The 13055-nt window shown below is 66.0% G+C and carries 13 protein-coding genes; 4 read left to right on the top strand and 9 right to left on the bottom strand.

Features of this window, described 5'->3' with window-relative positions:
* Both BDK61_RS15920 and BDK61_RS15915 read right to left on the bottom strand, forming a co-directional pair.
* Complete coding sequence (locus BDK61_RS15920) at positions 1–1251, bottom strand: DNA double-strand break repair nuclease NurA (protein WP_004963878.1); 1251 nt, start codon at positions 1249–1251, stop codon at positions 1–3.
* A 55-nt stretch (positions 1252–1306) separates the two neighbouring features.
* Positions 1307–1699 carry a DUF7522 family protein gene (locus BDK61_RS15915; RefSeq protein ID WP_004963876.1) on the bottom strand — a complete coding sequence of 131 codons (393 nt, stop codon included), beginning with the start codon at positions 1697–1699 and terminating at the stop codon, positions 1307–1309.
* Between the two features lie 171 nt (positions 1700–1870).
* Here BDK61_RS15915 and gpmI point away from each other — a divergent pair, with 171 nt between their 5' ends.
* Positions 1871–3430: a 2,3-bisphosphoglycerate-independent phosphoglycerate mutase gene (gpmI, locus tag BDK61_RS15910; RefSeq protein ID WP_121303730.1), complete on the top strand. Its 1560-nt coding sequence runs from the start codon at positions 1871–1873 to the stop codon at positions 3428–3430.
* A 17-nt stretch (positions 3431–3447) separates the two neighbouring features.
* Here gpmI and BDK61_RS15905 read toward each other — a convergent pair whose 3' ends face one another.
* Complete coding sequence (locus BDK61_RS15905; RefSeq protein WP_121303729.1) at positions 3448–4116, bottom strand: RNA 2'-phosphotransferase; 669 nt, start codon at positions 4114–4116, stop codon at positions 3448–3450.
* 186 nt (positions 4117–4302) lie between these two features.
* Here BDK61_RS15905 and BDK61_RS15900 point away from each other — a divergent pair, with 186 nt between their 5' ends.
* Both BDK61_RS15900 and BDK61_RS15895 read left to right on the top strand, forming a co-directional pair.
* Positions 4303–5037 (top strand): bifunctional helix-turn-helix transcriptional regulator/GNAT family N-acetyltransferase, encoded by a 735-nt coding sequence (locus BDK61_RS15900; RefSeq protein ID WP_121303728.1) that lies wholly within the window; start codon positions 4303–4305, stop codon positions 5035–5037.
* A 91-nt stretch (positions 5038–5128) separates the two neighbouring features.
* A complete protein-coding gene (locus BDK61_RS15895) occupies positions 5129–5620 on the top strand; it encodes a pyridoxamine 5'-phosphate oxidase family protein (protein ID WP_004963863.1) in 492 nt (163 codons plus the stop codon).
* Positions 5621–5627: 7 nt separating this feature from the next.
* Here the strand turns inward: BDK61_RS15895 and nadC are convergent, their stop codons facing one another.
* The 4 genes from nadC to BDK61_RS15875 all read right to left on the bottom strand — a co-directional run bounded on the left by nadC (position 5628) and on the right by BDK61_RS15875 (position 10856).
* A complete protein-coding gene (nadC, locus tag BDK61_RS15890) occupies positions 5628–6449 on the bottom strand; it encodes a carboxylating nicotinate-nucleotide diphosphorylase (RefSeq protein WP_121303727.1) in 822 nt (273 codons plus the stop codon).
* Positions 6449–7960, bottom strand: a complete 1512-nt coding sequence (locus BDK61_RS15885; RefSeq protein WP_121303726.1) for an L-aspartate oxidase — start codon at positions 7958–7960, stop codon at positions 6449–6451. The genes nadC and BDK61_RS15885 overlap by 1 nt, the downstream gene beginning before the upstream one ends.
* A gap of 2 nt (positions 7961–7962) precedes the next feature.
* Positions 7963–9090 (bottom strand): quinolinate synthase NadA, encoded by a 1128-nt coding sequence (nadA, locus tag BDK61_RS15880; protein ID WP_174789895.1) that lies wholly within the window; start codon positions 9088–9090, stop codon positions 7963–7965.
* Between the two features lie 269 nt (positions 9091–9359).
* On the bottom strand, positions 9360–10856 hold the full coding sequence (locus BDK61_RS15875) for an amidohydrolase (RefSeq protein ID WP_121303725.1): 1497 nt from the start codon (positions 10854–10856) through the stop codon (positions 9360–9362).
* A gap of 81 nt (positions 10857–10937) precedes the next feature.
* Between BDK61_RS15875 and hmgA the strand changes: the two genes are divergently transcribed.
* On the top strand, positions 10938–12155 hold the full coding sequence (gene hmgA / locus BDK61_RS15870; RefSeq protein WP_004963852.1) for a hydroxymethylglutaryl-CoA reductase (NADPH): 1218 nt from the start codon (positions 10938–10940) through the stop codon (positions 12153–12155).
* 24 nt (positions 12156–12179) lie between these two features.
* Here the strand turns inward: hmgA and BDK61_RS15865 are convergent, their stop codons facing one another.
* Positions 12180–12530 carry a hypothetical protein gene (locus BDK61_RS15865; RefSeq protein ID WP_004963847.1) on the bottom strand — a complete coding sequence of 117 codons (351 nt, stop codon included), beginning with the start codon at positions 12528–12530 and terminating at the stop codon, positions 12180–12182.
* A complete protein-coding gene (locus tag BDK61_RS15860; protein WP_007189056.1) occupies positions 12527–13051 on the bottom strand; it encodes a DUF5817 domain-containing protein in 525 nt (174 codons plus the stop codon). Before BDK61_RS15860 ends, BDK61_RS15865 begins: the two co-directional genes overlap by 4 nt.
* Positions 13052–13055: the final 4 nt, after the last annotated feature.

Raw genomic sequence — 13055 nt, 5'->3', positions numbered from 1 at the left:
TCAGAACGATTCCTCGACGGCACCCCACCGGATGTCGTTGTACTCCCGTTCGCGGTCGGTCTCGAAGGTCCGCTCGATGCGGCGGGTGAGTTCCTCACTCCCTTGCCGGTCGATTTTGGCGAGTTCGTCGGCCTTCCCGATAGCCAGTGGCGGCCCCTGTTCCCGGGCCACGTCGTGGAGTATCTGCCGTGTGAGTTTGGTCCGGCACTCCGGGTCTTTGGTGAACGCGTACGGGGCCTCGACGCGGAACACGAGGTCCGAGCGCGGGTCGTAGAGGACGAAAAACGTCACCTCGTAGGCCTCAGGGTCGAGCGACCGCTCGATGCCCAACGCGTCACCGTCGGCGGCCATGATGCCGTCAGTGCCGCCCCGCGAGCGGAACCAGTTCGTCGCAGTGAGACAGTCGGTCTGGCGCTCGCCCTCGTCGTCGCGGCGTTCCAGGATTCGGCGGAAAAAAGCAGTGTCGTTCACCCACGGGGCGTTGGTCTTGCGCCGGAGTGCCCGCGTGAGGGCCTTCGTCGAGGAGTTCTTGATGAACCCGACCATCGGGACGTCCCGCTCGACGAACCGCTCGACGAGGTCGACGTAGTTGTTCACGACCGTTTTGGGGCGGTCGTCCTCCGCGAGCAGGTCGGCCAGTTCGGTGTCGCGGTCGGCCCAGCGGAGGACGCCGGTCGGATAGATAGGGCCGTCGAGGATGAACAGGTCCTCGACCACGTCGGCGTTGGTCAGCGCGTGCCGGCTCTCCGCGAGGTACAGCGCCAGTGCGTGGACGACCCGCTGCTCGTAGCGGTCGACCTGTGGCACGTCGAGGACGCGCCGTTTGGCGTAGCCGCGGTCCCCGCCTTGCCACTCGCCGTCGAATCCCAGCGTCGCGTCGTTGGAGTGGACGGCCATGATGATGGTCCGGCCCCGGTGGAGTTCCACGTCCGAGGGGACACTGCCCATCGCAGCCTGCGCCACGTCCAGCACCAGCCCGTTCTTGAACGTCGTCGGATTGATCGTCCCCGAATCCAGGCCGTGCTGGGTCGGAAACGGCGGGTCTGCCAGCGCGATATCCTCGATAGGGACCTTCCGGCGGCGCTGCTCGTCCAGCGGCTCCAGAATCTTCGTTCCGTCCTGCCACAGCGGGTCGAGAAAGCTGTCCCACACCTCCTCGGCGGCCGCCTCCTGGTCACTCGTCTCGACGGTCTCGCGTACCTGCCCAGCGAGCTTGGCGATTCCGTCGACGTGAACCGGGTCCAGCGTCATGCCCGTGGGTTCGCCGGGACGGGCATAACCCTTTGGTCACCCGCCGATTCGGTGGTTACTCCTTGCCCGACTCCTCGCGGAGCAGGCGTTCGATGGCCTCGGCGATTTCCTCGTAGGACTGCATCGTCAGGCCGTCCGTGGTGATGAGCACGCCCTGGCGTTCGGTCGTCGCCCGCACGAGGTAGCCGTTGGAGAACGCGCGCACGGTGAAGCGATAGTCGCCCAGTTCGGACTCTTGGTATGCGTTTTTTGTCTGCTTGTACCCCTGCCATTCGTGGCCGACGAAGTCGTTGAGGTCGGCGTCCTGTTCGAGGTCGTCCCGCAGGTAGAGCTGCTCGAAGTTCGCACGTGTGAAATACGTCACCGAGCGCAGCGAGTCGCCCGTCGCCGTCCGGGCTGTCGTAACGATTGCGTCGGCCAGATCCTCCGAGAGAATATTTCGAGTCATGCCCGACCGAAGGCGGGCCACCCTCTTAATTTCAGGGTTCCAGATACCGACAACGATAGCGGGGCGGAGGCGGGGGGATAGCCCCACCAGCACCGCCGAATTTCGCATTATCGACCGTCACGTTCGGGACTGACCGACAGTGTATTAGGCCGGTCGCGTGACCCACTGGATATGGACGCCGGACTCATCATCTTGGACGGGTGGGGCCTGAATCCGGACGACGATGTCCGGGATGCCGTCGCCGCCGCCGACACGCCGAACTTCGACCGCTACCGAGACGCGGGCGCAGCGTCGACGCTTACCACCCACGGCCGCCGGGTCGGTCTCCCGGAGGGCCAGATGGGCAACTCAGAGGTCGGCCACCTCAACATCGGGGCCGGCCGCGTCGTCAAGCAGGACTCTGCTCGCGTCAGCGACAGTATCGCCCGCTCGCGGGGCGAAGCCCCGCCCGATGACGACGCACAGGACCCGCCGTTCTTCGAGAACGAAACGATTCTATCGGCCTTCGAGCACGCCGAGGCGCACGGCGGCCGGGTTCACTTCATGGGCCTCGTGTCGGACGGTGGCGTCCACTCGTATCAGGACCACCTGCACGCACTCATCGAACTCGCCGGCGAGCTCGGGACTGACGCTGTCTCACACGCCTTCACCGATGGCCGGGATACCTCGCCGACCGGCGGTGAGGACTACCTCGCCGACCTCGAAGCCCACGTCGAGGAACACGGGACCGGCCACGTCGCCACCGTCTGCGGACGCTACTACGCGATGGACCGCGACCAGAACTGGGAACGGACCCGCCGGGCCTACGACGCCATCGTTCACCGAGAGGGCGACCACCACGCCGATGAGGCCGTCACGGCCGCCACGGAGTCGTACGCCCGCGACACCACTGACGAGTTCATCGAACCCACGACTGTCGGTGACCACGCCGGCCTTGAAGCCGGCGACGCGGTTGTCTTCTTCAATTTCCGGTCGGACCGCGCCCGACAGCTCACCCGGATGCTCGGCGATATCCGACCCGAAGACTGGGGGGCCGACACCGAGCCACCGGACACCCGGCTGGTGACGATGACGCAATACGACGAGACGTTCGACCTGCCGGTCGCCTTCCCACCGAACCAGCCTGCGGACGTGCTCGGCGAGGTGCTTTCCGAAGCCGGGAAGACACAGATTCGACTGGCCGAGACGGAGAAGTACCCCCACGTCACCTACTTCCTCAACGGCGGCCGTGAGGTCGCGTTCGACGGCGAGAGCCGCGAAATCGTCGATAGCCCTGACGTGGCGACCTACGACCTCCAGCCAGAGATGAGCGCGCCGGAACTGGCCGACACCGCTATCGAGTTCATCGAGACTGAGGACCCCAGCGCGATGGTCCTGAACTTCGCCAACCCCGATATGGTCGGCCACACCGGCGACTTCGACGCGGCGGTGACCGCCGTCGAAGCCGTTGACGAACAGCTCGGGCGACTGGTCGAGACAATTGGGGCTGCTGGCGGTCACGCACTCATCTGTGCCGACCACGGGAACGCCGACGATATGGGCACGGAAGACGACCCGCACACGGCCCACACGACCAACCCCGTCCCGTTCATCTACCTCTCTCCCGACGGAACTGCCGGCGGTCGGACTGCCCGTGACGGCGGGACGCTGGCCGACCTCGCGCCGACGATGCTCACGCTCATGGGTATCGACCGGCCGGACGCGATGACCGGCACGCCGCTGGTCGAGTAGCGGGCGACGCAACCACGCTATTTTTCGAGCAGCGAAAGGTACACCGGCGACACGCGGCCAGTTGTGTACGTCTCGGTTCCGCGCTTGACGATTCGGCGGTCATCGGACTGCATTGCCGTGGCGTCGACGACGAACACGACGGGGTCGGCGGCGTGGCGACGCCCCACCTCCCGGGCCGCCGCGGCGGATTCGGAAAGGTGGACCGTCTGGCGGCTCATCGGCTTCAGTCCCGCCTCGCGTATCGAATCGACGTTCCGCGGGGCGGTCCCGTGGTACAGCGTCGCCGGAACGGGGTCATCGGTCCCGTCGAGGGTCACGTCGACGGAGTGCCCGTATGCCGCGCGAACACGGCCGCCAGCGGTCGTAATTCCTGCTTCATTGCCGACGCCCGTCCGCTCGAATCGCCCTTTCGGGTCCGTGGCGATGACGCCGGCCAGTGCCGCAGCATCAGCCCAGTCGTACTGTCGCTCGACTGCGACACGGAGGGCATCGAAGCCCGTCCACCCCGCTTTGTCTACCTCGATGCCTGCGTCTTCGGGAAAATGTCTGAGCGCGCCCGAGACGAACTTCGAGAGCTGTCGTCGCCGTGCGCCGTCGAGAATGTGGGTCCCGGCTCCGTCACAAACCGGGCACGTGTCGCCCTCGAAGAAGCCGTCTTCGGGACAGCGGCGGACCGCGTCTGGCATAGTCGAGAATGAGCCACGACCATACAAAAGCGTCACGCGGACGTGCCAGTTTTCTGCGACACAGACACCTGTTCCAGCCGGTCTCACCGGCGGCCACGGCAGCGCTGCTGGCAAGGCGGCCTGCAATTGCAGGTGACGGTGCCGGGTAGCTTCAAGTAGATACAGTCATCAGTGGGCCATAGCGAGATGCCGTCCCCAACAGACCTCGAACTCGGCGGTGAGCGGTCCGACGTGTACCGGTTTGTGGAACGGAACGGCCCTGTCGCGCCCGCCGAGGTGGCCGAAGCTATCAGTGTCGACCCCGAGCGGTTCCAGCACCACGTCTCCATTCTCAAACGGGACGACCTCATCGAGGCCACCGAGGACGGGAAGCTCACCGTGGCACTTCATGGCGGTGAGACGGCTGAACACTACGAAGCCGGCGTTAGCTACGAGATACGCCCGTCCCGGCCGTCGGACCTCTCCGGCGTCGTCGGCACGATACGCGACGTGACCAGTGAAGCGCCGTATATTATCGCGGCCGGCGTCGCGGAGCAACTGGCCTACGAGGACACGCTCGTCCGGTGGGGTCCCAACCGCTGTCGCGTCGTGTTCGTCGCCACGGTGGACGACGATGTTGTCGGCTGGGTCCACGTCGCCATGTCCGAAGTGGACGAACTCGCGTCGACGGCCGAACTCACGCTCGGCGTGATGGAGACGTACCGTCGCCATGGTATCGGCAGTCACCTGCTTCACCGCGGGGTCGAATGGGCCGCAAGCCGTGGCTGTCGGAAGGTGTACGACAGCCTGCCGGCGACGAACGAGCGAGCAATCGACTTTCTGAAGGCGGCCGGCTGGACGGCCGAGGCTGTCCGCACTGACCACTACGAAATTCGGGGCGAACTGGTCGACGAGGTGATGCTGGCCCGCCAACTGGACTGAGACGGACTGTATAGCGTCCCACCGCGTGGTGAATAGCGACCCCCGAGCCAGCGCCCTGTGGCTTTATGATTATCTACCGACAAGTGCTGGCATGACATTTGAGCAACTAGAAGAGTACGGGATGCTCCAGATGGACAGCGGGGATATCGAAAAGACGCTCGAACGCAAGAGTATCGGCGTGCTCGGCGTCCCAACCGACTCCGCGCCGCTATTGCGCCCGCTCAGTTTCTGGTACGACGGCGAGTCTGCGCTCTATTTCGTCTACGTTCTCGGTAGCGACAGCCGGAAGGTGACGGTGAGCGACCAGGCAGATGTTGCCCGGTTCCTCATTTATGATATCGAGACGACGTTCAACTGGCGCAGCGTCCTGCTGACGGGGACCATCGAGCGAGTCCCTGACGACGAACGTAGGGCAATCGAAGACCAGATTGACACTTCATGGAAGCCTGACGTGTTCGAGCGGGCGGCCGAGACGGAGGCCACAGCGCTGTACCGGTTCCAAATCGATGACCGGGCCGGTATCAAGCAACTCGAACTCCCGCCCGAACTCAGGTCTGAATCCTCGTCGAGTCGGCCGGAGTAACCGGGACTCAGCCCGTTCGGAAGGAGAAATCCAGCGTCGGCGCGGAGTGGGTCAGCGACCCCATCGAGATGATGTCCACACCTGTCTCGGCGTAGGCCGGCACGTCCGCGACGGTGATACCGCCACTGGCTTCGGTGAGCGCATCGGCATCGGACGCCGCTACGAGGTCGACAGCCCGCTCGGTCTCGCCGGGGGACATGTTATCCAGCAAGACGATGTCTGCGCCGGCTTCCGCGGCCCGCGGCGCGTCCTCCGGGGCTTCGACTTCGACGTCGAGTTTTGTTGCGAAGGAGACTCGCTCGCGGAAGTGCTCAATAGCGTCAACGAGGCCCATTTCGGCGATGTGGTTGTCCTTGACCATCACCATGTGTGAGAGGTCGAGCCGGTGGGTGTCGCCGCCGCCAGCCGCCACCGCTCGCTTTTCGATGCCGCGCAGGCCAGGGGTCGTCTTTCGCGTGCCGGCGATACAGGGTGTGGAATCTGTCGTGGAGGATTCCGCCGCGTCGACGGCGGCACGGGTCTTCGTCGCCACGCCTGAAGCGTGACCTGTGATGTTCACGGCGACGCGCTCGCCGCGGAGCACCGACTGTGCGGGGCCGTCGACGCGAAGCACTACGTCGCCAGCGTCGATGGCGGACCCGGAGTCGACCGATGTCTCCACCGCGCAGTCCAGATACTCGAACACCGCGGTGGCGGCGTCGAGGCCCGCCACTACGCCGGACGCTTTCGCTACCAGACGGCCCTCGGTCGTCCCGGGTACATCGTTGGTCACGTCGTGGTGGCCCACGTCCTCGCGGAGCCACCGCTCGATGTCACTGTCGGTAAGCATCAGTCGGCCGTGGACTCCGGCGGCTCCTCGCTCGCGTCCACGAGATTGTGCGTGCCGACGCTCTCCTCGTTTTCGGCGGCGTGGCGCGCGATCAACAGGGCGGTGACGCTCGCGTGGCGGAGTTCGTACAGCGAGCGGCTGGTTCGGGTACGGACGTAGGCATCCACTTCGCCCTTGAGCCGGCGGAGGACGGCCATCGCGCGCTGGAGGTCCGCGGGGTCGCGCTCGACGCCGACGTTCTCGGCCATCACGCGGGTCAGCCGCTGGAACTTGTCGCGGGCAAACCGCTCTGGCAGGTCCGGGTCCCGTTCGAGCAGTTCCGGCGCTTCGATTGGCTCCGGGTCGGCCCCGGCAGCGTCCTCGCCAGCCCGCAGGCCCCAGACCAGCCCTTCGAGCAGGGACGTGCTGGCGAGGCGGTTCGCACCGTGGACGCCGGTCCGGGAGCATTCGCCGACGGCGTAGAGCCGGTCCAGCGTCGTCCGGCCGCGGTCGTCGACGTTGATGCCGCCACAGAGGAAGTGCTCGGCGGGCGCGACTGGGATGCCGTCTTCCCAGTCGACACCGTGTTCCGTACAGCGCTCGGCGAGGTTCGGGAACTCCTCCTCGAAGTCGAGCGGCGAGACATCGAGCGTCACTTCGCCCGTCGCCTCCCGCTCGGCTTTGACTGCCCGGGCCACCACGTCGCGGGGCGCGAGTTCGGCGTCGGCGTGGTAGTCGGGCATGAACCGCTCGCCGTCGCCGTTGCGAAGCAGGCCACCCTCGCCGCGGACGGCTTCGCTGACGAGGAAGGCCACGTCGCCGTCTATCGTGCAGGCAGTCGGGTGGAACTGCACGTACTCCATATCTTCCACTTCGGCCCCGGCGAGTGCCGCCATTCCGATGCCGTCCCCGGTCGTGTTGTCGGGGTTCGTCGTCCGCGGGTAGAGGTCGCCGATGCCCCCGGTCGCCAGCACGACGCTGCCGGCGAAGTATGGAGTTACCTCGCCGTCGGATTCGAGCATCGCGCCGTGGACACGGCCCTCGTGACGGATGAGTTCGAGCGCGGCGGTGTCGTCCAGAATCTCCACGCCGTCGTGGTCGTCGATGTAGTTCAGGAACGGGACGTGGATGTGTCTGCCCGTCGAGGCGTCCACGTGGAGGATGCGGTCTTCGCTGTGGGCGGCCTCGCGGGTGAAGTCGTGGCCCGAGCCGTTCTGGTCGAACTCGACGTCCAAGGTCTCAAGCAGCACGTCCTCGACGGCCTCGTTGGCGTTCTCGACCAGCACATCGACGGCGTCGGGGTCGGCGGTGCCGTCGGAGGCGGCCATGATGTCGTCTTTGAATTCTTCGGGCGTATCTCGGGAGATGGCGATGCCGCCCTGTGCCCACCAGGAGGAGGAGCCTTCCGGGCGGGTCGCCTTCGTGGCAAGCGTCACGTCGTCGCCTTCGCGGGCCGCAGCGAGCGCTGCCGCCAGTCCGGCGATACCGGAACCGATGACCAGCACATCCGTCGTAATCGGGTCGTCCGTCATGGTCAGATCTCCAGCATTCGGTCCATCGCGACCTGTGCCAGTTCCTTCTCCTCGGGCGCGACTTCGATGACGTTGCGCTCGCGGCCCTCGACCAGTTCCTCAAGCACCCACGCGAGGTAGTTCGGGTCGATCTGGCGCATGGCGTTGCAGTCCATGCAGGCGTCGCCACACAGCGGGACGACATTCACGTCGGGATGCCACCGCTGGAGGTGGTGCGTGAGGTGAATCTCCGTGCCGATGGCCCACGTCTCGCCGGGGTCGGCCTCGGCGACGGACTCACAGATAGTCGATGTCGAGCCGGCCACGTCGGCGGCCTCGACGACCTCGCGGCGACACTCGGGGTGGACGATGACGTTCGCGTCGGGGTAGTCCTCGCGGATCGATTCGATGTGGTGCTCGCGGAAGCGTTCGTGGACCTGGCAGTACCCCTCCCAGAGGATGACGTCGTTTTCGACGGCGTCAGCGGCGTCGGTCCCCTCGGCGTCCCAGGGATCCCACTCGACGGTTTCGTCGGCCATGCCGAGCCGGTGTGCCGTGTTTTCACCGAGGTGTTTGTCGGGCAAGAACAGCACCTTGTCGCCCTTCTCGAAGGCGTACTCGAAGGCCTTGTGCGCGTTCGAGGAGGTACAGACCAGGCCGCCCTGCTCGGCGCAGAAGGCCTTCAGGTCGGCGTAGCTGTTCATGTACGTGATAGGGATTATCTCTTCGTCGTCGTCGAGCGCCGCGGTCAGTTCGGCCCACGCGGCGTCGACCTGCAGCGCCTCGGCCATGCCGGCCATCGGGCAGGAGGCCTCCATCGACGGGAGAATCACGGACTGGTCGTCGTCCGTGATGATGTCTGCGGATTCGGCCATGAACGTCACGCCGCCGAAAATCACGTAGTCGGCGTCGGACTGGGCGGCTTCTTTCGAGAGCTGGTAGGAGTCGCCGATGAAGTCGGCGTGTTCGACAATCTCCTGTCGCTGGTAGTTGTGGCCGAGGATGACCACATCATCGCCAAGCTCGGCGAGCGCGCTCTCGATGCGTTCGGTCCGCTCGTCCGCATCGAGGTCCCGGTACGACGGCGGGAGCTGCTCGAGGTTGTCATACTTGAAGAGGCTAAGATCCGTCTCGAACGCGGCGGTTTCCATTTCGGGCACGTTGTATCCACCTGTGGGTACTCACACTTCGCAACTACTTCGTGAAAAGATTTTATCTTCAAAGAAGCTAGTTGGTGGCGGAGAAAATTGTGTATCCAATATCGGTGGCCACTATACTTTTGTTTCCGGGATTGGTGACTGCTCTGGTTTTATATCCGGCTTTGGCGATTTATCCGGTTCTATACCCCGTATTGCTGAATCAAGTTGTTTGTTACCGAACAACAAGAACCGCGGCGCTTCGATACCGCTCTTTGTTTGATTCAGTCCCCGGAGTCGAATACGATGTCCCCGGCGCTGACGGTCATTGTGACGTCTATGTCCGAAATCTTCCCGTTCGGTACTTCCCACGGCGAGGCCGATAGCACAGCGAAATCCGCGACCGACCCCGGTGTGACTGTGCCCATCCGGTCCTCGTCGAAGCCCGCATAGGCAGCACCGCTGGTGTACGCCCGGAGCGCCTTGCCGACTGTCAGTCGCTGGCTCGGCTCCGGCGCGGTAACGGCCTGCTGAACACCATACAGCGGGGAAAGTGGCATACAGTCGCTCCCGAAGGCCAGTTGTGCGCCGGCATCCACGAGGTCGCGGAACCGGTTCGTCAGCCCGCGACGTTCGCCGAGGCGCTCGTCGTACAGGTCGCCCGGCGCTGCCCAGCGGTGGAAGTTCGGCTGGGCCGAAACGACCAGCGGCGACGCTGCCAGTCGCTCCACCAAGTCGCCGGTGAGGACTTCGGCGTGTTCGACGCGGTGGCGCTCGCCCGCGGCGTCGACGGACTCGATAGCCGAGAGCAGCGCGTCGATGGCCGCGTCACCGATGGCGTGAGCGGCGAACTGGAGGCCCGCGTCGTCGACCGCCGACACGAGTTCCCGGAGTGCGTCCGGGTCTGTCCGCCACTCGCCGGCGCTATCGCTGTCGGCGTAGGGGGTCCGAAGCCGCGCGGTTCCAGCCCCGAGCGACCCGTCGATGTACGCCTTGATCGCGCCCGTCCGGACCCGGTCGCTCCCGTGGTTCGTCACTAAGCCGAGTTCCCGTATGGCGTCGAGGTGGTCTGCCCAGTAGTTGAGCCGAACCCGCAGAGAGAGTGCGTCTTCGGCGTCCAATTCGCGGTACACCTGTGGGGCGTGAGACTGCCGCACCATGTCGTGAACGGCGGTGATTCCCTTTGAGAGGGCCACTTCCTGTGCAGCCAGCAGATACTCCCGTGTCTGTGTGTAGTCGGGCGCGATGGCGTCGAAGACGGCCTCAGCGGCTTCCTCGACGAGCACACCGGTCGGCGCGCCGTCCTCGGTGCGGACGCCGTCGTCGGGCAGGTCCAGCGTGTCCAGCGCGGCGTGGTTCACAGATACCGTGTGAATGTCTTCGCGCGCGGCTGCGACCGGGCGGTCAGTGCTCACCCGGTCCAATGTCGCCGCCTGCAGCAGCTCGCCGTCCCAGTCGCTCTCGTCGTAGCCAAAGCCCAGAACCCAGCCCTCGCCGTCGTCGGCCGCCAGCAGCCGGTCGATGCAGTTGTCCGGGCCGTCTGCCCCGGCGAGGTCGGCTTCGACCGCACGCCGGCCGACGATGTCAAGATGCGTGTGGGCGTCGACGAAGCCGGGCAACAGCACGCCACCGCGACAATCGACGGTCTCAGCACCCGCTGTCAAGAGTTCGTCCGGGTCACCGACGGCGGTAACCGTGCCGTCCGTCACTGCAACCGCGGACGCCGGGTCGTCGCCGGATAGCGGCCGTACCTCACAGTTCGTGAATACGCGGTCGACCATACAGACTCCGGGCGCGGCGACTGCAAAACGCTTGGCCCGCCAAGAGCAACTGTTAGGAGTCCCGAAGCCACACCGGTCAGTATGACCGACTCCGACGTCGTTGCGCTCGCAGAGCGCGTTCGTGACGGTGAGTTGCGGCTCTACGAACTGGAAGACCACGCCGAGCCCGACGTTGCGGCGGCGGCCCGCAGACACCTGCTGGCCGAGGAGACCGACACGGACCTCTCTGCGGTCGGCGACTACACCTTCGACGCCGCCGACGCCGAGAGCAACATCGAGAACATGGTCGGCGCGGCGCAGGTCCCGATGGGTGTTGTCGGCCCGCTGCCCGTCGACGGCGGGGCCGCCGAGGGTGACCACCACCTCCCGCTGGCGACCAGCGAGGGCGCGCTGCTGGCCTCGGTTAACCGCGGCGTCTCGACCATCCGCAACGCCGGCGGCGCGACCGCCCGCGTCCTCAAATCCGGAATGACCCGCGCGCCGGTGTTCCGCGTCGAGGACGTGGCCGAGGCGGGCGAGGTGTCGGCCTGGGTCCGCGAACACGTCGATGTCCTCGCCGACGCCGCCGAGTCCACGACCAGCCACGGCGAACTGCAGGATGTGACACCCTACGTCGTCGGCGACAGCGTCTTCCTGCGGTTCTCCTACGACACCAAGGATGCGATGGGGATGAACATGGCGACCATCGCAACAGAGGCGGCCTGCGATGTCGTCGAGACCGAGACGCCGGCCGACCTCGTGGCGCTCTCGGGCAACCTCTGTTCGGATAAGAAGCCCGCTGCCATCAACGCCGTCGAGGGGCGTGGCCGCACCGTCGCCGCGGACGTGTTGATTCCCCATGAGCAGGTCGAGGACCGACTCGATACGACCTCCGACGCCATCGTCGAGGCCAACACCCGAAAGAACCTCGTCGGCTCCGCAAAGGCCGGTGCGTTAGGATTCAACGCTCACGCCGCCAACGTCGTCGCCGCCGCCTTCCTCGCGCTCGGGCAGGATATGGCACAGGTCGTCGAAGGGAGCAACGCTATCACGACGGTCGACGCCCGCAAGGACGGCCTGTACGCCTCGGTCACCATCGCATCGCTGGAAGTCGGGACCGTCGGCGGCGGGACGGGCCTGCCAACCCAGTCCGAAGCGCTGGACGTGCTGGGGTACAGCGGTGGCGGCGACCCCGCCGGGAGCAACGCCGACGCGCTCGCCGAAGTTATTGCCGCCGGCGCGCTGGCCGGCGAACTCTCTTTGCTTGCGGCGCTGTCCTCGCGCCACCTCTCCTCGGCGCACGCTGACCTCGGGCGGTAGTCCCGGCTTCGGGGCGGTCTGTCATCACTGCCGGCTCTGACTCACCAGAAAGCCGGCACCCGCAACGAGCACGACGACGCCGGCGAGCAGGAGTGCTTCCTCGCCCAACAACGGACCGAGCACGAGCAGCGCCCACGCGACGGCGAAGACACCGTGTGCGATGGCGAACAGCCGGCGGCCCCGGCGAGCGAACACGACCGTGCCCAGCGCGAACCCGAGCGTGAGAACGACCGCCGAGAGCGCAACCGTGCTCACCCGCAACGAGCCGACTGCGACGGGTTCGACGACTGGCGTGAGCAAGAACAGCAGTCCCGAGAGACCGACGAGCGTCCCGACTGCGACCGGTCCGGGCTCGAAATCCAGTGTTGCGGTCATAGCAGCCGGTAGTGCCCCCGACTCTCCGATGCCTCGCCGGCACGAACCAGCTTTTTCAACGCCTTCCGGGTGTACGACGCCGGGACGCCACGCTCCTCGGCGTAGCCCACGATATCGTCTTCGGTCGGCTCATCCAGTGCCCGCAACGCGTTCGTGACCGTCTCCTTACGGCTCGACCCGCCCGTCGCTCCCTGTTCGGCGCGGTCGGCAGCTGCCGACACGGCGTCGGTGTCCACCCCCGAATCTTCGAGATACGTCTCATCGTCCACGCCTGCGTCGTCGACCTGCCGCTCCATCTCGGCGTAGGAGTCCAACTCCGCGAAGGCGTCGCCCTCCCCCTGGCGGTTCGCAAGCATCGACGCCCGAACCTCTCGGGCGTGGGCCTCGTCGTCCGTCTCGACGAACTTCCGACGCTTCTCGTGTTTGCGGCGCGTGCCACACCGCGGGCACTGGGTCGTCTCCGGTCGCCCCTCGGTGACCCACAGCGCGCTGCACTCACTACACCCGACGACCGCATACATACCT

The sequence above is a fragment of the Haloarcula quadrata genome, from assembly GCF_003634715.1.
Classification (GTDB): domain Archaea; phylum Halobacteriota; class Halobacteria; order Halobacteriales; family Haloarculaceae; genus Haloarcula; species Haloarcula marismortui.
The sequence above is the reverse complement of the archived record's forward strand: the minus strand, read 5'-3'. Positions and strand labels throughout refer to the sequence as shown.

What these genes read in the sequence shown, in the direction of transcription:
- nadC (WP_121303727.1), bottom strand. Translation starts at nt 6,449, where the DNA reads ATGCTTACCGACAGTGACATCGAGCGGTGGCTCCGCGAGGACGTGGGC.
- hmgA (WP_004963852.1), top strand. Translation starts at nt 10,938, where the DNA reads ATGACCGACTCCGACGTCGTTGCGCTCGCAGAGCGCGTTCGTGACGGT.
- gpmI (WP_121303730.1), top strand. Translation starts at nt 1,871, where the DNA reads ATGGACGCCGGACTCATCATCTTGGACGGGTGGGGCCTGAATCCGGAC.
- BDK61_RS15865 (WP_004963847.1), bottom strand. Translation starts at nt 12,530, where the DNA reads ATGACCGCAACACTGGATTTCGAGCCCGGACCGGTCGCAGTCGGGACG.
- BDK61_RS15900 (WP_121303728.1), top strand. Translation starts at nt 4,303, where the DNA reads ATGCCGTCCCCAACAGACCTCGAACTCGGCGGTGAGCGGTCCGACGTG.
- BDK61_RS15895 (WP_004963863.1), top strand. Translation starts at nt 5,129, where the DNA reads ATGACATTTGAGCAACTAGAAGAGTACGGGATGCTCCAGATGGACAGC.
- BDK61_RS15920 (WP_004963878.1), bottom strand. Translation starts at nt 1,251, where the DNA reads ATGACGCTGGACCCGGTTCACGTCGACGGAATCGCCAAGCTCGCTGGG.
- nadA (WP_174789895.1), bottom strand. Translation starts at nt 9,090, where the DNA reads ATGGAAACCGCCGCGTTCGAGACGGATCTTAGCCTCTTCAAGTATGAC.
- BDK61_RS15875 (WP_121303725.1), bottom strand. Translation starts at nt 10,856, where the DNA reads ATGGTCGACCGCGTATTCACGAACTGTGAGGTACGGCCGCTATCCGGC.
- BDK61_RS15860 (WP_007189056.1), bottom strand. Translation starts at nt 13,051, where the DNA reads ATGTATGCGGTCGTCGGGTGTAGTGAGTGCAGCGCGCTGTGGGTCACC.
- BDK61_RS15905 (WP_121303729.1), bottom strand. Translation starts at nt 4,116, where the DNA reads ATGCCAGACGCGGTCCGCCGCTGTCCCGAAGACGGCTTCTTCGAGGGC.
- BDK61_RS15885 (WP_121303726.1), bottom strand. Translation starts at nt 7,960, where the DNA reads ATGACGGACGACCCGATTACGACGGATGTGCTGGTCATCGGTTCCGGT.
- BDK61_RS15915 (WP_004963876.1), bottom strand. Translation starts at nt 1,699, where the DNA reads ATGACTCGAAATATTCTCTCGGAGGATCTGGCCGACGCAATCGTTACG.